The sequence below is a fragment of the Kineococcus anabasis genome, assembly GCF_054590795.1.
In genome coordinates this window covers 272,029-288,772 of record NZ_BAAIHU010000009.1, presented here as the reverse complement: position 1 = coordinate 288,772, position 16,744 = coordinate 272,029, and the positions used below count along the sequence as shown (strand labels likewise).

Below are 16,744 nucleotides of genomic sequence, written 5' to 3'. Positions count from 1 at the left end.
GCGGCCCGCGGTCAAGCCGCCGGACGGGGTTACCGTGGCCCCGTGAGCGGGCAGGTCCAGCCCCCGGGGGCGACGGCGGAGCGGCCCTCCGCGGCCCGGGAGCGGCTGCTGCGCACCGCCTCGGCCCTCTTCTACGCCGAGGGCCTGCGCGCGGTCGGCGTCGACCGCGTCGTCAGCGAGGCCTCCGTCACCCGGGCCACCTTCTACCGGCACTTCCCCGGCAAGGAGGCCCTCGTCGTCGCCTACCTCCGCGACGTCGACCGCACCGTGCGCGAGCGCGCCGGCGACCCGCCGCCGGACGCCGCCGATGCCGCCGCGTGGCTGACCGGCCTGACCGCCGCGACCGGGGACCAGGTGTGCGGGCCGGGGTTCCGCGGCTGCCCCTTCCTCAACGCCGCCGTGGAGCACCCCGACCCGGACAGCCCCGTGCGCCGGGCGGTGCTGGAGCACCGGCGGTGGCTGGAGTCCGCGGTCGCCGGGGCGTTCGCCCGCACCGGCCACCCCGACCCCGCGGCCGCCGGGCGCCGCTGGATGGTGCTGCGCGACGGGGCGATGATGGCCGGCTACCTCACCTCGCCCGAGCAGGCCCGCGAGACGCTGGGCGCCGGGGTCGAGGACCTGCTCGGCGCGCACCGCGGCCCGCACGCCTCCACCGCCTAGGCTCGCACCGTGCTCCTGCTCGCCCTCGACACCGCCACCTCCGCCGCCGCCGTCGCCGTCGGCGGCCCCGACGGGGCGGCGGCCTCGCTGCGCGCCGACGACGCCCGCCGCCACGCCGAGTCCCTGGTGCCCGCCGTCGCGGAGGTCCTCCGGCGCGCCGGGCGCCGCCGGGACGAGATCACCGGCATCGCCGTCGGGGTCGGCCCCGGGCCGTTCACCGGCCTGCGCGTCGGCCTCGTGACGGCCGCCTCGCTGGGGCTCGCCCTCGGCGTCCCCGTGCACGGGGTGTGCTCCCTGGACGCCCTCGCCGCGGAGGCGCTCGCCACGGGCGCGGTCGCCCCGGGGGAGGAGTTCGTCGTCGCCACCGACGCCCGCCGCCGCGAGGTCCACTCCGCCCGCTACGGCGGCACCCCCCTGCGGCGGCTGACGGGACCGGACGTCGGTCCGGCCGCGGCGGTGGAGCGGGCCGGCGTGCGCGTCGTGGGCAGCGGGGCCGCGCTCTGGCCCGAGGCCCTGGGCCCCCTGCCCGGGCACGACGGCGACGGCCCGCGGGACGTGGACGCCGCCCACCTCCTGCGCATCGCCGCCGACGCCCTGGCGGGGCGGGGCGGGCTGGAGCTGCTGCCGCCGGAGCCGCTCTACCTGCGCCGCCCCGACGCGGTGGAACCCGGTGCCCGCAAGCGCGTCACGGCGTGAGCGGCCCCGGGGACGCCACAGCCCCCGGCGTGGTGCTGCGGCCGGTGCGCTGGTGGGACCTGGAGACGCTCCTGCCCCACGAGCAGGAGCTGTTCGGCGCCACCGCCTGGTCCGCGGAGACGTTCTGGGCGGAGCTCGCGCAGCCCAGCCGCCACTACCTCGTCGCCGAGCGGGACGGGCTGCTCGTGGGCTACGGCGGCGTCATGGTCAACGGTGCCGACGCGGACGTGCAGACCCTCGCGGTGGTGCCCGCCGGGCAGCGGCGGGGGACCGGCCGGGCGCTGCTGGAGGCGCTCGCCGCCGTCGCCGCCGGGCGCGGCGCCACCGTGCTGCTGCTGGAGGTCCGCTCGGACAACACCGCGGCGCTGCGGCTGTACGAGGGCGCGGGTTTCGAGCGGCTCGCGCTGCGGGCGCGCTACTACCCCGACGGCGGCGACGCGGTCGTGATGCGCCGCCGCCTGGGCCGGCCGGCAGGCTGAGCGGCCTCAGACGTGCAGGCCGCACTCCACCTTGTCGGTGCCCGACCAGCGGCCGGCGCGGGGGTCCTCACCGGGCTTGACGGCCCGCGTGCACGGGGCGCACCCGATGGACGGGTACCCCCTCAGGGTGAGCTCGTGCCGGGGCAGGTCCCGCGCGGTGATGTAGTCCTCGACGTCCTGCAGGCTCCAGCGCACCAGCGGGTTGACCTTGACGAGGAAGTTCTTCTCGTCCCACATCACGGCCGGGGTGCCGGCCCGCGTGGAGGCCTCGTCGCGGCGCACGCCCGTCACCCAGGCGGCGTAGCCGTCGAGGGAGTCCGCCAGCGGGAACACCTTGCGCATCGAGCAGCACAGCCCCGGGTCGCGCTCGTACAGGCGCGGGCCGAACTCCGCGTCCTGCTCCGCCACGCTCTGCCGGGGCATCACGTTCTTCACGGTGATCGGGATCCTGCGCTGCACCTGCTCGCGCATGAGCAGCGTCTCGGGGAAGTGGTAGCCCGTCTCCAGGAACAGCACGTCCACGCCCGGCAGCACCTGCGCGTACATGTCCAGCAGGACGGCGTCCTGCATGGAGCCGGCGACCGCGATGGAGTTCCCGAACTGCTCCACCGACCAGCGCACGACGTCCATCGCGTCGGCGCCCTCGAGCTCGGTGCCGGCGCGGGCGGCCAGCTCCCTGCGCCCTGCCTCGTCCAGCGCCAGCGCGGGTGCGGTGGTGGTGGTCACGACGTACCTCCTCGGGGAACGGGCGCGACGCCCAGGATGCGGACGGTGAAGATGCGCAGGCACTCCGCGCACCGCCACGCAGTGGGCGACGCCTCGTCGGGGAACAGCCGTTCCCCGGCGCACATCGGGCAGTGCAGCGGGGTGCTGCGCCCGCCCTCGTCGCTCACCGCAGGGCTTCCTCGTCGGCGCGGGTGGCCCACTGGGCGAAGCGCTCCCCGTCGGCCCTTTGTTCCAGCCAGCGGCGGGTGAGGCGCTCGACGTAGTCCGGCAGCTCGGTCGCGGTGACCTTGTGGCCGCGCAGCTTGCGGCCGAAGCCGGCGTCCAGGCCGAGCCCGCCGCCGAGGTGCACCTGGAAACCGGCGACCTGCTCGCCCTCGTCCGTGGTGACGATCTGCCCCTTGAGGCCGATGTCGGCGGTCTGGATGCGGGCGCAGGAGTTCGGGCAGCCGTTGATGTTGACCGTCACCGGCTCGGCGAGGTCGGGGATGCGGCGCTCCATCTCGGCGACGAGCTCCGTCGCGCGGTGCTTGGTCTCCACGATCGCGAGCTTGCAGAACTCCACACCGGTGCACGCCATCGTGGAGCGCCGCCACTGGCTGGCGCTCGCGGGCAGGCCGAGCTCCGCGACGGCGGCCGTGAAGGACTCCACCTGCTCGTCCGCGACGTCGAGCACGACGAGCTTCTGGTGCGCGGTGGTGCGCAGGCGCTGCGAGCCGTGGGCCTCCATGACGTCCGCCAGGCGCAGCAGCGTCTCCCCGTTCACCCGGCCCACCGCGGGGGCGATGCCGACGTAGTTGCGGCCGTCGACCTGCTTGTGGACGCCGATGTGGTCGGGGGCGTTCACGGCCTGCGGCGCGGGCCCGTCGACGAGCTTGCGGTGCAGGTACTCGTCCTCGAGGATCTGGCGGAACTTCTCCGCGCCCCAGTCGGCCACGAGGTACTTCAGGCGGGCGCGGTTGCGCAGCCGCCGGTAGCCGTAGTCGCGGAAGATGCCGACCACCCCGGCCCACACGTCGGGCACCTCGTCCAGCGGCACCCAGGCACCCAGGCGCTGGGCGAGGTGCGCGCTCGTGGAGAGGCCACCGCCGACCCAGACGTCGAAACCGGGGCCGTGCTCGGGGTGGACGGAGCCGATGAAGGCCACGTCGTTGATCTCGTGGACGACGTCCTGGCGGGGGGAGCCGGAGACGGCGCTCTTGAACTTGCGCGGCAGGTTGGAGAACTGCGGGTCGCCGACGTAGCGGCGGGTGATCTCGTCCACGGCCCAGGTGCCGTCGATGATCTCGTCCGCGGCGATCCCGGCGACGGGGCTGCCGAGCACGACGCGGGGGCAGTCGCCGCACGCCTCGGTGGTGGACAGGCCCACCGCCTCCAGGCGGCGCCAGATCTCGGGGACGTCCTCCACGCGGATCCAGTGGTACTGGACGTTCTGCCGGTCGGTGACGTCGGCGGTGCCCCGGGCGAACTCCACGGAGATCTGCCCGATCACGCGCAGCTGCTCGGTGGTCAGGGCCCCGCCGTCGATGCGCACGCGCATCATGAAGTACTCGGCGTCCAGCTCCTCGGGCGGGATGCTCGCGGTGCGGCCCCCGTCGATGCCCTCCTTGCGCTGGGTATAGAGCCCCCACCAGCGCATCCGGCCGCGCAGGTCCTTGGGGTCGATGCTCCCGAAACCCTGCTCGGAGTAGACGTCCTCGATCCGCTGCCGGACGTTGAGGCCGTCGTCCTCCTGCTTGAACTCCTCGTTGCCGTTGAGGGGGTCGCGGCCGTCGACCTTCCACTGCCCCTCGGAGCGCTTGGCGGCGCCCGCCCGGGGACCGCGGGCGCGCGGCGGGGTGGTGGCCGAGGAGTCGGCGGGGGCAGCGGGTCCGGCGTTCATGGCTGAGGTCCTCGTCGTGGGTGCGGGCGGCGGGCTGGCGTCCCCGGCCGCGGGCGGACGGCGGGAGGTGGCGTCGGGCGCTCGGCGGCGTCAGGCCGCGCGGGTGTCCCGGGCGCGGCACAGGGACGCGCTCTGCAGGCGGCAGAGGTCCACGTGCAGGCGCGCCACGAGTCGCAGGGAGACCGCACGCACCCGCCCATGGTGCCACGCCCACCGCGCCACCCCGCACGCGCGAGACGGCCGTCCCACCATGTGGGCGCACCCGCACCCGCACCGCGCGGCGGCGCAGGGGCTCACCGCACGGCGGCGCCGGGCAGGGGGTGCACGACGAGGACCACCTGGCGCCCGGCGAGACGCGTCAGCACGACCGTCGCCTCCGCGGAGCCCTCCAGCCGCAGCTGCCGCCGCAGCACCTCCGGCTCGACGGCGGTGCCGCGCTTCTTCACCACGAGGCGGCCGACGTCCCGCGCGCGCAGCCAGGCGCGCAGCGGCTTGAGGCCGAACGGCATGACGTGCTCGACGGCGTACGCGCGGGCCAGGGGGGTGGGGACGTGGGTGTCGGCGGTGACGTAGGCGATCGTCGCGTCGAGGAGGCGCCCGCCGACCGCCGCGGCCACGGCACCGACCAGCCCGGCGCGGATCACGGCGCCGTCCGGCTCGTAGAGCACGGTGCCCACCTCGCCCACCACCGCCTGCGGGCAGTCGCGGTCGTCCACCACGTGCCACGCCACCCCCGCGCCGTCGCCCACCCCCGTGCCCACCCCGACGGCGGCGCTGCGCCGCACACCCGCCCGGGCCAGCGGCCCGCACCACAGCGCGCACTCGAGGACGTCGCCGTCCACCGACGTCCACTGCGCCTCCGCCGCCCGGCCGGCCACCTGCGCGGGCAGGGCGGCGTGCGGGACGCCCGGGGCCAGCTTGGCGCCCGTGGCCGGCACCCGGGCGGCCACGCCGAGCACGAACGACAGGGGCGGGGAGGTGGCCTCCGGGTCGAACAGGCGCCGCCCGCCGCTGCGCCGTGCCGGGTCGAACCACGCCCCGCCGCCGGGGCGCACGGCCGCCTCCACCACGCCGGGGGCGGTGACGTCGGCGCAGCGCACCTGCGCGGCGGGCACGGGCAGGTTCGCCGCGGCCACCGCGGCGGTCAGGGGGTCGGCCTCGACGGCGGTGACGCCCAGGCCGGCGTCGAGCAGGGCGAGGGCGTCGGCGCCGATGCCGCAGCCGAGGTCGGCGACGTGCCCGGCCCCCGCGGCGGCGAAGCGCCCGGCGTGGCGTGCGGCGACGACCGCGCGGGTGGCCTGCTCCACCCCGTCGGGCAGCAGCAGCAGGGACGCGGCGCGCGGGCCGAGCCGGGGCACCGCCCGCGCGCGCAGCCGGGACTGGGTGAGGGCCGCCGCGACCAGGGCGGCGGGGTGGCCCTGCGCCCGCAGCCGCTCGCCGAGGGCCAGGGCGGTGCCGGGGTCGTAGGGCGGCAGCGACGCCAGCAGCGCCCTGCCCGCGGGGGAGAGCAGGGCCGCGACGTCGGCGAGGTCCACGCGCCGATCCCACCACGTCGCGGGCGCCCGCACCGCCGCGGCGCCCGCACGGGTGGTGGTGGGCACGCGGAGGGCGGTCGTGCTAGCACTCGGGAGAGCGGAGTGCTAACGTCTGGAACGCGTCGGGCTGGCACTCTCCACCGGAGTCTGCCAGCTCGCGAGGCGGCGCCGCCCGGCACCCGCGACGACGGTCGTGCGCCCCTCGTGACCGACTGCCACCCGTACCGACGTTGGAAGAAGGGGAGGGCCGCACGTGTCGGTCTCCATCACTCCGCTCGAGGACCGCATCGTCGTCAAGCCGCTGGACGCGGAGCAGACGACCGCTTCCGGTCTGGTCATCCCGGACACCGCCAAGGAGAAGCCCCAGGAGGGCGAGGTCCTGGCCGTGGGCCCCGGCCGCGTGGACGACAACGGCAAGCGCGTGCCCGTCGACGTGACCGTCGGCGACAAGGTCATCTACTCCAAGTACGGCGGCACCGAGGTCAAGTACGCCGGCGAGGAGTTCCTCATCCTCTCCGCGCGCGACGTCCTCGCCAAGGTCGCCAGGTAAACAGCTGCTGAGGCCCCTCCGGGGTCTCCCCGCACGACGTCGCCCCGGCGCACCGGCTCACACCCGGGGCTGCCGGGGCGTCGTCGTCATCCCCACCGCTCCTCGAAGGGACTTCGACCGCACATGGCCAAGACGCTGCAGTTCAACGACGACGCCCGCCGGGCGCTCGAGCGGGGCGTGGACGCCCTCGCCAACGCCGTCAAGGTGACCCTCGGCCCGCGTGGCCGCAACGTCGTCATCGACAAGAAGTGGGGCGCGCCGACGATCACGAACGACGGTGTCACCATCGCCCGCGAGGTCGAGCTGGAGGACCCGTACGAGAACCTCGGCGCCCAGCTCGCCAAGGAGGTCGCCACCAAGACCAACGACGTGGCCGGCGACGGCACCACGACCGCGACCGTCCTGGCGCAGGCGCTGGTGCACGAGGGCCTGCGCAACGTCGCGGCCGGCGCCGCCCCCTCCGGCCTCAACCGCGGCATCGACGCGGCCGTCAGCGCCGTGAACGACAGGCTGCTGGAGCTGGCCCGCGAGGTCGACGGCAAGGACGAGATCGCCCACGTCGCCACCATCTCCGCGCAGGACCGCTCCGTCGGCGAGCTGCTGTCCGAGGCCTTCGACAAGGTCGGCAAGGACGGCGTCATCACCGTCGAGGAGTCCTCCACCACGTCGCTGGAGCTGGACTTCACCGAGGGCATGCAGTTCGACAAGGGCTACATCTCGCCCTACTTCGTCACCGACCCCGAGCGCATGGAGGCCGTCCTGGAGGACGCCCACGTGCTCATCCACCAGGGCAAGATCTCCGCCGTCACCGAGGTCCTGCCGCTGCTGGAGAAGGTCCTGCAGACCTCCAAGCCGCTGTTCATCATCGCCGAGGACGTCGAGGGCGAGGCCCTCTCCACCCTGGTGGTCAACAAGATCCGCGGCACCTTCAACGCCGTCGCGGTGAAGGCCCCCGGCTTCGGCGACCGCCGCAAGGCCATCCTCGGCGACATCGCGATCCTCACCGGCGCGCAGGTCGTCTCCGAGGAGGTCGGCCTCAAGCTCGACCAGGTCGGCCTGGAGGTCCTGGGCTCGGCCCGCCGCATCGTCGTCACCAAGGACGAGACCACCCTCGTCGACGGCGCCGGCGACCGCGCCGAGGTGGAGGCCCGCGCCGGCCAGATCAAGGCCGAGATCGAGCGCACCGACTCGGACTGGGACCGCGAGAAGCTCCAGGAGCGCCTCGCCAAGCTCGCCGGCGGCGTGTGCGTCATCAAGGTCGGCGCGCACACCGAGGTGGAGCTGAAGGAGAAGAAGCACCGCATCGAGGACGCGGTCTCCGCGACCCGCGCCGCGATCGAGGAGGGCATCGTCGCCGGCGGCGGCTCCGCCCTGGTGCACGCCGCCGCCGTCCTGGACGGCGACCTCGGTCTCACCGGTGATGCGGCGACGGGTGTGGCGATCGTGCGCCGCGCCGTGGCCGAGCCGCTGCGCTGGATCGCCGAGAACGCCGGCCTCGAGGGCTACGTCGTCGTGGAGAAGGTGCGCGACCTCGGCCCGGGCAAGGGGCTGAACGCTGCGACCGGCGAGTACGTCGACCTCATCGCCGGTGGCGTCATCGACCCGGTCAAGGTCACCCGGTCGGCCCTGCGCAACGCCGCCTCGATCGCGTCGATGGTCCTGACCACCGACACGCTCGTCGTGGAGAAGAAGGAGGAGGAGTCCTCCTCCGCCGGCCACGGCCACGGCCACGGTCACTGACCCGACCCGCTGATCCACGCGGCCGGGCCGCGCGCCCGCCGACGCCGAGAGGCCCGGCACCCCTGGTGGGTGCCGGGCCTCTCGTGTCCCAGGTGTCGCCGCGGCCGGGGCCGCTGGTCGTGCCGTACCGGGTGGTGGTGCGCCGGCTCAGACCGCCACGCGCAGGGGCAGGGCGCGTCCGCGCTGGGCGGCGTAGAGGGCCTCGCGGTCGTCCTCGGTGAGCCCGCCCCAGACGCCGTAGGGCTCGCGGACCTTCAGGGCGTGCTTGCGGCACTGCTCGATGACGGGGCAGGCGGCGCAGACGGCCTTGGCGGCGGCGTCGCGGTTGCGGCGGGCGGGGCCGCGCTCGCCCTCCGGGTGGAAGAAGAGGTCCGGGTCGGCCTCGCGGCAGGAGCCGTCGAGCTGCCACTCCCAGATGTCGGCGACGGGTCCGGGGAGGCGCGAGATCTCAGCCATGGTGGGCTCCCTGCTGTGCTGGGTGTCCGGTGCGACACGGTGACGACCGGTTGGCGACGTCCGTAACCGTACAAGCGCGTCAGAAGTTGTTCAAGCCCCTTCGCGCCAAAAGTTGTTCGGAGATGTCGCTGGACGGCCCGGGAGCGGTCCGGGTGGCCGACGAGCGGGGAAACCGCGTCAGGCTGCGGGCCACAATCAGGTCACAGGCGGTTCACGGTGCGGGTGCACAAGGTGACCGCTCGCGCCACCCAGGCACGGCGTGGCGCGGTCCTGACCGGATATCTGGCGCGGTTCGCCCCAGCTGGCGCGTTTGCCCGCGTCGTCCGGCGGTGGTGGGACGCGCGAGTGGCGGTGCTCCGGGCGCACGGCACAATCGAGCCGTGTCGTCGCCATCGGGAGCGGATGCGTCGGAGCAGCCGCGCGTCACGCTGACCGTCGCGGCCGTCGCCCGGCGCCTCGGCGTCGCCCCCGCCACCCTGCGCACCTGGGACCGGCGCTACGGCGTGGGTCCCTCCGAGCACACCGCGGGCGCCCACCGCCGCTACTCGGCCAGCGACCTCGCCCGGCTGGTCGTCATGCGCCGCCTCACCCTCGAGGGCGTGGCCCCCGCCGAGGCCGCCGCCCTGGCCACCGCCGCCACCGACGCCGGCGCAGGCCCCGGCGCCGCCCTGGCCGGCGCCTCCAGCGTGCCCCGCTCGCTCCTCGAGGCCGCCGTCAGCGACGCCGCGGCGGTCAGCCGCACCGTGGAGCTCGAGGGCGAGGACGCCGCCGACGACCCGCCGGGGGAGGCGCGCGAGGCGCGGCGCGAGGGCCGCCAGTTCGTCCTGCCGCTCGACGCGCCCAGCGCCGTGCGCGAGCTCCTGCGCAGCGCCGACGCGCTGGAGGAGCACGAGACCGCCGAGCGGGTCACGGCGGCGGTCCACGAGTTCGGCACCGCCCGCGCCTGGGACGAGGTGCTCGCCCCCGTCCTCGCGGCCGTCGGCCCCGGCCGGGAGCTCGTCCTGACCTGCGCCACCGCCGTCCTGCGCCAGGCCGCACCCGTCGTGGCGGCCGCGGCCGCGGCGAGCGGGCACCGCTGCGCCCTCGTGGCCACCTGCGAGGAGGAGACGCAGGGGCTGCCCGTCCTGGCCGTGGCGGCCGCTCTCGCCGAGGCGGGGGTGGGCTCGCGCTCCCTCGGTGCCCGCGTGCCCCGCCGGGCCGTGGCCGCCGCCGTGCGCCGCACCGCCCCGCCCGTGCTCGTCCTCCACGCCCAGGACGCCGAGGCGGCGCCCGCCCAGCTGGAGGAGCTGCTGCTCGTGCGCCCCGCGCCCCTGGTGCTGCTCAGCGGACCCGGGTGGACGGGGGTGCCGCGCGGGGGTCAGCAGGCGGGCACGGTGGCGGACGTCGTGCGGGCCGCCGTGGACGCCGTGCGGCGCTGACCCGGCTGGGGCTGTGCGGGGGGCACCCGGGTGGACCCCCGGCGCGTCCGGGGAACGCATACCACAAGGTGCTCAGGTGGTGGTACCCGCCTGCCGAAGTATTCATTGGTGCCGCCCGCGCACCGGCTGGACCACGGAAGGTCCGGCTCCACCATGCAAGGAAGAGGTTCACGGTGGCAACCGTTCTCGTGGTCGACGATCTGCCCATGGCCCGTGAGGCCATGCGCCGCATGGTCGCTGCTGTTCCGGGCGTGACCCGCGTCGTCGGCGCGTCCTCCGGTGAGGAGGCCCTCGCCCGCTGGCCCGTCGAGCGCCCGTCCCTGGTCATCATGGACGTGCGCATGCCGGGCATCGGTGGCGTCGAGGCCGCCCGCCGGCTGCTCGCGCGGCACCCCGAGGCGAACATCCTCATGGCCACCATGGCCGAGGACGGCGACGGTGTGGCCCGCGCGGTCGCCGCCGGCGTGCGCGGCTACCTCGTCAAGGACGTCTCCCGCGAGGAGCTGGCCACCGCCGTGCTGCAGTCCCTGCAGGACGTCTCCCGCCGCCGCGGCACCCCCCGCGCCCGCACCGTCATGACGGGCCGCGCCCCCAGCCTCACCGAGCGCGAGTCGCAGGTCCTCGTCGGCATGAGCCGCGGGCGCAGCAACGCCGAGATCGGCCGCGAGCTGTTCCTGTCCGAGGACACCGTCAAGACGCACGCCCGCCGTCTCTTCCGCAAGCTCGAGGCCGCCGACCGCGCGCAGGCGGTCGCTGTGGGATTCCGCTGGGGTCTCGTACGGTAGGTCCGTGAGCCTCAGGGGCGATCCGGCCCGCGGCACCGCCGCGGACCTCGCCGACAGCAGTTCTCCGCAGGGCGGGGACGGTGTAACGCCGCCCCGCCCTGCGGCGATGTCGGGGGTGGATGCCGGGGGGCTCCAGACACTCGCGGCGCGTGCCCTGACAGGTGACCAGGGCGCTGTCGCAGACCTCCTGGCAGCGGTGCGCCGCCTCGTCCACAGGTACTGCCGGGCTCGGCTCGGGCGCATGCCCGGTGCCGATCACGCCGCGGAGGACGCGGCACAGGAGGTCTGCATCGCCGTGCTGACGGCTCTGCCCCGCTACCGGGACACCGGTCGCCCGTTCGAGGCGTTCGTGTACCGCATCGCGGCCAACAAGGTGGCCGACGTGCAGCGGCAGGCGTACCGCGCCCCCGTGCCGACGGAGGAGGTGCCGGACGAGCCGACCACGGCGCCCGGCCCCGAGCAGTCCGCCCTCGACGCCGCCGACGCGCGCGCCGTCACGGCCCTGCTGGAGCAGCTGCCGCCCAAGCTGCGCGAGATCATCACGCTGCGCGTCGGTGCCGGCATGTCGGCCGAGGAGACCGGCCGCGCCCTGGACATGACCGCCGGTGCCGTCCGCGTCGCCCAGCACCGCGCCATGCAGCGCCTGAAGAAGCTGGCCGCGGACGACGAGCGCCTGCGGGTGACGTCGTGAACGCCCGCCCCGGGGACGACCTGATGGCCCCCTCCGTCCCCGAGCTGCTCGCCACCGACGCCCTCCTGACGCGTCTGGCGGACCACGGCGCCACCTCCGGCGACCTCGACGAGGCCGTCGCGCGGATGCTCGACGCCTACGCCCGGCACGCGGACCCGCGGACCGCCGGGGTGCCCGTGCCCCCGCTGCGCGTTCCCGAGGAGGTCCTCGGCGCCGTCGCCGCCGCCCGCCGCCCGCGGGTCCTGCTCGCCCGGCGGCGGGTGCTCGCCGGCCTGGGCCGCGGGGCCGCCGCCGCCTGCGCCGCGCTGGCCATCGCCGGTGGCAGCGCCGCCGTCGCCGCCACCCCGCCCGCCGTCCCGGCCACCTCCCGCCCGGCCTCCGCGATGCCGATGGGCGCGGCCGCCCTGGTCCTCGTCGGGGTCGGGGACCGCCTCGACGCCTTCGGCGACCCCGGTGCCGTCACCGAGCGGCAGGCCGCCGTGCGCATGCTCGAGCGGCTGGAGGCGGCCGTCGTGGAGGGCCGCACCGAGGGCGCCGGCGTGGCGCTCGCGGGCGTCCGCCGGCGCCTCCTCGCCACCGGGGCCGACCCGGGGGTGCTGCAGAAGGCCGAGGACCTCGCGGCACAGGTGCGCGCCGCGGAGCCGCCTCCCGCGCCCGCCGTGCCGGCCGCCCCGCCCGTGCCCTACGCCCCCGGCGTGACGCCGCCCGCGGGCCCGGAGAAGCCCGGGGCGGACACCCCGCTCATCATCGACTCCCCGCGCGCACCCGGGGCGCCGGTCCCGCCCGGCCCGGTGACCCCGTCGCCGTCCGCTCCGACCGCGGGATCCCCCACCACGGCGCCGGTCCCGCCCCGGCCCGGCACGACGCCGCCCGCGGAGCCGTCCACGACGCCGTCCACGACGCCGTCCACGACGCCGCCGACCACCCCGCCGAGGCCCGGCACCGGCAGGCCCGTGCCGCCCTCGGCGTCGCCCGAGCCGACCCCGGGCTCGCCCACCCCGCCGACCACGGGTCCCTCGGACCCCCCGGCGAGCCCGTCCACGCCGCCCTCCACGTCTCCGTCCACGCCGCCGTCCACGGCGCCGACGGAGCCGCCGGCGACCCCGGGGCCGACCGACCCGGGCCCTGCGCCGACGTCGCCCGGGACCTCCGGGCCGCCCGTCCCGGGCGAGGGCGGCGCGAGCACGTCCCAGCCGGTCGAGCCCACGGCGCCCGTCGAGCCCTCCGGGCCGCCGCCCTCCGAGGCCTTCGTCACGCCGGCGCCCGGGGACGGGCCGACGCCCCCGGTCGCACCGCCCGCGCCCGAGCCCACCCCCGAGCCCACCCCCCACCGCGCCCCGCAGGACGGGCCGGGCGGGGCCGCGGCCGCCGGGGGGAGCGCCACCACGCCGTAGCATCGGGGGGTGACCTCGAGCACCCCCGCAGACGTCCCGGCCGGATCCCCCCCTGCCCAGGCAGGCTCGCCGTTCGGGCTCCTCGGCCTCACGTACGACGACGTCCTGCTGCTGCCGGGCGAGTCCGACGTCATCCCCAGCGAGGTGGACACCTCCAGCCGCGTGTCCAGGCGGATCACCCTGCGGATGCCGCTGCTGTCCTCCGCGATGGACACGGTGACCGAGGCCCGGATGGCCATCGCCATCGCCCGCCAGGGCGGCCTGGGGGTGCTGCACCGCAACCTCTCCGCCGACGAGCAGGCCGCGCAGGTGGACCTCGTCAAGCGCTCGGAGTCCGGGATGGTCACCCAGCCGGTGACCATCGGCGCGGACGCCACCCTGGCCGACGTCGACGCCCTCTGCGGCCGCTACCGCATCAGCGGCGTCCCCGTCACCGACACCGAGGGTCACCTGCTCGGCATCGTCACGAACCGCGACCTGCGCTTCGAGAGCGACTTCACCCGGCCGGTCCGCGACGTCATGACGCCCATGCCGCTGGTCACCGCCCCGCAGGGCGTCTCCAGCGACGAGGCGATGGCCCTGCTGCGCAGGCACAAGGTCGAGAAGCTGCCCATCGTGGACGGCGAGGGCCGGCTGACGGGGCTCATCACGGTGAAGGACTTCACCAAGCGCGAGCAGTACCCCTTCGCCACCAAGGACGACGGCGGGCGCCTGCGGGTCGGTGCCGCCATCGGCATCTTCGAGGACGCGTGGAAGCGCGCGATGACCCTCGTGGACGCCGGGGTGGACCTGCTGGTGGTGGACATGGCCCACGGGCACTCCCGCGCGGTCCTGGAGATGATCGGCCGGCTGAAGTCCGACGGCGCCGCGGCCCACGTCGACGTCGTCGGCGGCAACGTCGCCACCCGCGAGGCCGCGCAGGCCCTCGTGGACGCCGGCGCGGACGGCATCAAGGTCGGGGTGGGGCCCGGCTCCATCTGCACCACCCGGGTCGTCGCCGGTGTCGGCGTGCCGCAGGTCACCGCCATCCACGAGGCCTCCAAGGCGGCGCGGCCCGCGGGCGTGCCCGTCATCGGCGACGGCGGGCTGCAGTACTCCGGGGACATCGCCAAGGCCCTCGTGGCCGGGGCCGACACGGTGATGCTCGGCTCGCTGCTCGCCGGGTGCGAGGAGAGCCCCGGCGAGCTGGTGTTCATCAACGGCAAGCAGTTCAAGTCCTACCGCGGGATGGGCTCCCTCGGGGCGCAGCAGACCCGCACCGGCAGCCGCTCCTTCTCCAAGGACCGCTACTTCCAGAACGACGTGTCCACCGACGAGCGCTTCATCCCCGAGGGCGTGGAGGGCCAGGTGCCCTACCGCGGCCCGCTCGCCGCGGTGGCGCACCAGCTCGTCGGCGGGCTGCGGCAGTCGATGTTCTACGCGGGCGCCCGCACGGTCCCGGAGCTGCAGGCCAGGGGCCGCTTCGTGCAGATCACCGCAGCGGGGCTGAAGGAGAGCCACCCCCACGACATCCAGATGACCGTCGAGGCCCCCAACTACAGCCGTCGCTGAGGGCGGCGCGGCGGGGGCGGGGCGGACGCGTCCACCCCGCCCCCGCCGCGCGGGTAGCCTGCTGGGGTGCACGAGATCGAGATCGGCCGCGGCAAGCGCGGACGCCGGGCCTACAGCTTCGACGACATCGCCATCGTCCCGAGCCGCCGCACCCGCGACCCGGAGGACGTGTCGACGGGCTGGCAGATCGACGCCTACCACTTCGAGCTGCCGGTGCTCTCGGCGCCGATGGACTCGGTGGTCTCGCCCGCGACCGCGGTGGAGCTGGGCCGGCTCGGCGGCCTGGGCGTCCTCGACCTCGAGGGCGTCTGGACGCGCTACGAGGACCCCGAGCCGCTGCTGGCGGAGATCGCGGCCCTGCCCGCCGAGGGCGCCACGGCGCGCATGCAGCAGATCTACGCCGAGCCCATCAAGCCGGAGCTGATCGTCGCGCGGCTCGCCGAGATCCGCGCGGGCGGTGTCACCGTGGCCGGTGCCCTCTCGCCGCAGCGCACCCAGGAGCTGTGGAAGGTCGTCGTCGACGCCGGGGTCGACCTGTTCGTCATCCGCGGCACCACCGTCTCCGCCGAGCACGTCTCCGGCAGCGCCGAGCCGCTGAACCTCAAGCGCTTCATCTACGAGCTCGACGTGCCCGTCGTCGTCGGCGGGGCGGCGACCTACACCGCGGCCCTGCACCTGATGCGCACGGGCGCCGCGGGTGTCCTCGTCGGCTTCGGCGGGGGCGCGGCGCACACCACCCGCAAGACCCTGGGCATCCACGCCCCGATGGCCAGCGCCGTCGCGGACGTCGCCGCCGCCCGCCGCGACTACATGGACGAGTCCGGTGGCCGCTACGTGCACGTCATCGCCGACGGCGGCATGGGCACCTCCGGGGACATCGTCAAGGCCGTGGCGTGCGGCGCGGACGCCGTGATGCTCGGTGCGGCCCTGGCCCGCGCCACGGAGGCCCCCGGTGACGGGTGGCACTGGGGCCCGGAGGCGCACCACGCCGTCCTGCCGCGCGGGGAGCGCGTGCGGGTGGGCACCGTCGCCTCCCTCGCGGAGATCCTCAACGGCCCCGGCCGGGCGGCGGACGGCACGACGAACCTCATCGGTGCGCTGCGCCGCTCGATGGCCACCACCGGGTACTCCGACCTCAAGGAGTTCCAGCGCGTCGAGGTCGTCGTCTCGCCCTACCAGCCCACCGCCTGAGGCCGCGGACGTGGCGGAGCGGCGCTGGACCGTGCCGGACCTCAGCGGGCGCACCGCCCTGGTCACCGGCGCCAACGGCGGGCTGGGGTTCCCCGTCGCGCTGGAGCTGGCGCGCGCGGGGGCCAGGGTGCTCCTCGCCGTGCGCGACGCCGGCAGGGGCGAGGAGGCCCTGCGGCGGCTGCGGGCGGAGCTGGACGCCACCGGCACCCCCGCCACCGCGGAGCTCGTGCAGGTCGACGTCTCGGACCTGGCGAGCGTGCGCAGCGCCGCCGCGGAGGTGGCCGACCGGATCCCGGCCCTCGACGTCCTCGTCAACAACGCGGGCATCATGGCGACGCCCCGCTGGGTGAGCCCGGACGGCTTCGAGGGGCAGCTGGCCACCAACCACCTCGGGCACTTCGCGCTCACGGGGCTGCTGCTGCCCGTGCTGCTGGCCTCGCCGCAGCCGCGCGTGGTGAGCGTGGCCAGCGTGGCGCACTGGTTCGGGCGGCTGAACCGCCGCGACCTGATGTGGGAGAAGCGGTACTCCCCGTGGCTGGCGTACGGGCAGTCGAAGCTCGCGAACCTGCTGTTCGCCGCGGAGCTGCAGCGCCGGGCGCGGGCCGGGCGCACGTCCCTGCTCAGCCTCGCCGCCCACCCGGGGATCTCCTCCACGGAGCTGTTCTCCGTGGGGCCGCGCATGTCGGGCAGCCGTGTCTGGAAGCTCGTGCAGGAGGGCGGGGTCGCGCTCGTCGGGCAGGCCCCCGAGCGCGGTGCGCTTCCGCTGCTGCGCGCCGCGAGCGACCCGCACGTGGCGGGCGGGGAGTACTTCGGCCCCGACGGCCCCCTCGGCTTCCGCGGGGACCCGCGCCGCGCCTCCGCCATGCCGTGGGCGCGCGACGCCCGCGCCGCGCGGTGGCTGTGGGAGCGCTCGGTGGAGCTGACCGGTGTCGACCACGCGGCCCTGGAGCGCGCCGGCGCCTGAGCGCCCCGCCGCCCCGGGACCGCCCGGGC

At 76.0% G+C, this 16,744-nt stretch carries 17 protein-coding genes; 12 read left to right on the top strand and 5 right to left on the bottom strand.

What is annotated here, in order from left to right:
• Nucleotides 1–42: 42 nt before the first annotated feature.
• Genes ACYQBY_RS15810 through rimI form a run of 3 tightly spaced genes read left to right on the top strand, consistent with a single transcriptional unit; the run spans nucleotide 43 to nucleotide 1,835 of the window.
• The gene (locus ACYQBY_RS15810) at nucleotides 43–660 is read left to right on the top strand and encodes a TetR/AcrR family transcriptional regulator (protein WP_459644836.1); all 618 of its coding nucleotides are present in this window, start codon (nucleotides 43–45) and stop codon (nucleotides 658–660) included.
• Nucleotides 661–669: 9 nt separating this feature from the next.
• On the top strand, nucleotides 670–1,356 hold the full coding sequence (gene tsaB / locus ACYQBY_RS15805) for a tRNA (adenosine(37)-N6)-threonylcarbamoyltransferase complex dimerization subunit type 1 TsaB (protein WP_459644835.1): 687 nt from the start codon (nucleotides 670–672) through the stop codon (nucleotides 1,354–1,356).
• Entirely contained in the window at nucleotides 1,353–1,835 is a 483-nt protein-coding gene (rimI, locus tag ACYQBY_RS15800) for a ribosomal protein S18-alanine N-acetyltransferase (protein ID WP_459644834.1), read from the top strand. The genes tsaB and rimI overlap by 4 nt, the downstream gene beginning before the upstream one ends.
• Before the next feature lie 6 nt (nucleotides 1,836–1,841).
• Here the strand turns inward: rimI and ACYQBY_RS15795 are convergent, their stop codons facing one another.
• From ACYQBY_RS15795 to ACYQBY_RS15780, 4 genes are all read right to left on the bottom strand, one after another.
• Complete coding sequence (locus ACYQBY_RS15795; protein WP_459644833.1) at nucleotides 1,842–2,561, bottom strand: phosphoadenylyl-sulfate reductase; 720 nt, start codon at nucleotides 2,559–2,561, stop codon at nucleotides 1,842–1,844.
• On the bottom strand, nucleotides 2,558–2,728 hold the full coding sequence (locus ACYQBY_RS15790) for a hypothetical protein (protein ID WP_459644832.1): 171 nt from the start codon (nucleotides 2,726–2,728) through the stop codon (nucleotides 2,558–2,560). The genes ACYQBY_RS15795 and ACYQBY_RS15790 overlap by 4 nt, the downstream gene beginning before the upstream one ends.
• A complete protein-coding gene (locus tag ACYQBY_RS15785) occupies nucleotides 2,725–4,440 on the bottom strand; it encodes a nitrite/sulfite reductase (protein ID WP_459644831.1) in 1,716 nt (571 codons plus the stop codon). The genes ACYQBY_RS15790 and ACYQBY_RS15785 overlap by 4 nt, the downstream gene beginning before the upstream one ends.
• A gap of 293 nt (nucleotides 4,441–4,733) precedes the next feature.
• Nucleotides 4,734–6,041: a class I SAM-dependent methyltransferase gene (locus ACYQBY_RS15780; RefSeq protein ID WP_459644830.1), complete on the bottom strand. Its 1,308-nt coding sequence runs from the start codon at nucleotides 6,039–6,041 to the stop codon at nucleotides 4,734–4,736.
• Between the two features lie 187 nt (nucleotides 6,042–6,228).
• Between ACYQBY_RS15780 and groES the strand changes: the two genes are divergently transcribed.
• Nucleotides 6,229–6,525 carry a co-chaperone GroES gene (groES, locus tag ACYQBY_RS15775; RefSeq protein ID WP_459644829.1) on the top strand — a complete coding sequence of 99 codons (297 nt, stop codon included), beginning with the start codon at nucleotides 6,229–6,231 and terminating at the stop codon, nucleotides 6,523–6,525.
• Between the two features lie 123 nt (nucleotides 6,526–6,648).
• Complete coding sequence (gene groL, locus ACYQBY_RS15770) at nucleotides 6,649–8,265, top strand: chaperonin GroEL (RefSeq protein WP_459644828.1); 1,617 nt, start codon at nucleotides 6,649–6,651, stop codon at nucleotides 8,263–8,265.
• A gap of 147 nt (nucleotides 8,266–8,412) precedes the next feature.
• Here the strand turns inward: groL and ACYQBY_RS15765 are convergent, their stop codons facing one another.
• Entirely contained in the window at nucleotides 8,413–8,721 is a 309-nt protein-coding gene (locus tag ACYQBY_RS15765; protein ID WP_459644827.1) for a WhiB family transcriptional regulator, read from the bottom strand.
• 380 nt (nucleotides 8,722–9,101) lie between these two features.
• Here ACYQBY_RS15765 and ACYQBY_RS15760 point away from each other — a divergent pair, with 380 nt between their 5' ends.
• The 7 genes from ACYQBY_RS15760 (at nucleotide 9,102) to ACYQBY_RS15730 (ending at nucleotide 16,715) form a co-directional block, all read left to right on the top strand.
• Complete coding sequence (locus ACYQBY_RS15760; protein WP_459644826.1) at nucleotides 9,102–10,139, top strand: MerR family transcriptional regulator; 1,038 nt, start codon at nucleotides 9,102–9,104, stop codon at nucleotides 10,137–10,139.
• A 173-nt stretch (nucleotides 10,140–10,312) separates the two neighbouring features.
• Nucleotides 10,313–10,924, top strand: a complete 612-nt coding sequence (locus tag ACYQBY_RS15755; protein ID WP_459644825.1) for a response regulator transcription factor — start codon at nucleotides 10,313–10,315, stop codon at nucleotides 10,922–10,924.
• A 106-nt stretch (nucleotides 10,925–11,030) separates the two neighbouring features.
• Entirely contained in the window at nucleotides 11,031–11,615 is a 585-nt protein-coding gene (gene shbA, locus ACYQBY_RS15750; RefSeq protein ID WP_459645104.1) for an RNA polymerase sigma factor ShbA, read from the top strand.
• Complete coding sequence (locus ACYQBY_RS15745; RefSeq protein ID WP_459644824.1) at nucleotides 11,612–13,009, top strand: hypothetical protein; 1,398 nt, start codon at nucleotides 11,612–11,614, stop codon at nucleotides 13,007–13,009. Before shbA ends, ACYQBY_RS15745 begins: the two co-directional genes overlap by 4 nt.
• Nucleotides 13,010–13,018: 9 nt before the next feature.
• Nucleotides 13,019–14,560, top strand: coding sequence for an IMP dehydrogenase (gene guaB, locus ACYQBY_RS15740; protein WP_459644823.1), 1,542 nt, complete (start codon nucleotides 13,019–13,021; stop codon nucleotides 14,558–14,560).
• 66 nt (nucleotides 14,561–14,626) lie between these two features.
• Nucleotides 14,627–15,751, top strand: a complete 1,125-nt coding sequence (locus ACYQBY_RS15735; RefSeq protein ID WP_459644822.1) for a GuaB3 family IMP dehydrogenase-related protein — start codon at nucleotides 14,627–14,629, stop codon at nucleotides 15,749–15,751.
• A 10-nt stretch (nucleotides 15,752–15,761) separates the two neighbouring features.
• On the top strand, nucleotides 15,762–16,715 hold the full coding sequence (locus ACYQBY_RS15730; RefSeq protein ID WP_459644821.1) for an oxidoreductase: 954 nt from the start codon (nucleotides 15,762–15,764) through the stop codon (nucleotides 16,713–16,715).
• Nucleotides 16,716–16,744 lie beyond the last annotated feature (29 nt).

Bases quoted from the DNA above. Each gene is read 5' to 3' on its own strand.
- ACYQBY_RS15785 (WP_459644831.1), bottom strand. From the start codon at position 4,440: ATGAACGCCGGACCCGCTGCCCCCGCCGACTCCTCGGCCACCACCCCG.
- groL (WP_459644828.1), top strand. From the start codon at position 6,649: ATGGCCAAGACGCTGCAGTTCAACGACGACGCCCGCCGGGCGCTCGAG.
- ACYQBY_RS15765 (WP_459644827.1), bottom strand. From the start codon at position 8,721: ATGGCTGAGATCTCGCGCCTCCCCGGACCCGTCGCCGACATCTGGGAG.
- shbA (WP_459645104.1), top strand. From the start codon at position 11,031: ATGTCGGGGGTGGATGCCGGGGGGCTCCAGACACTCGCGGCGCGTGCC.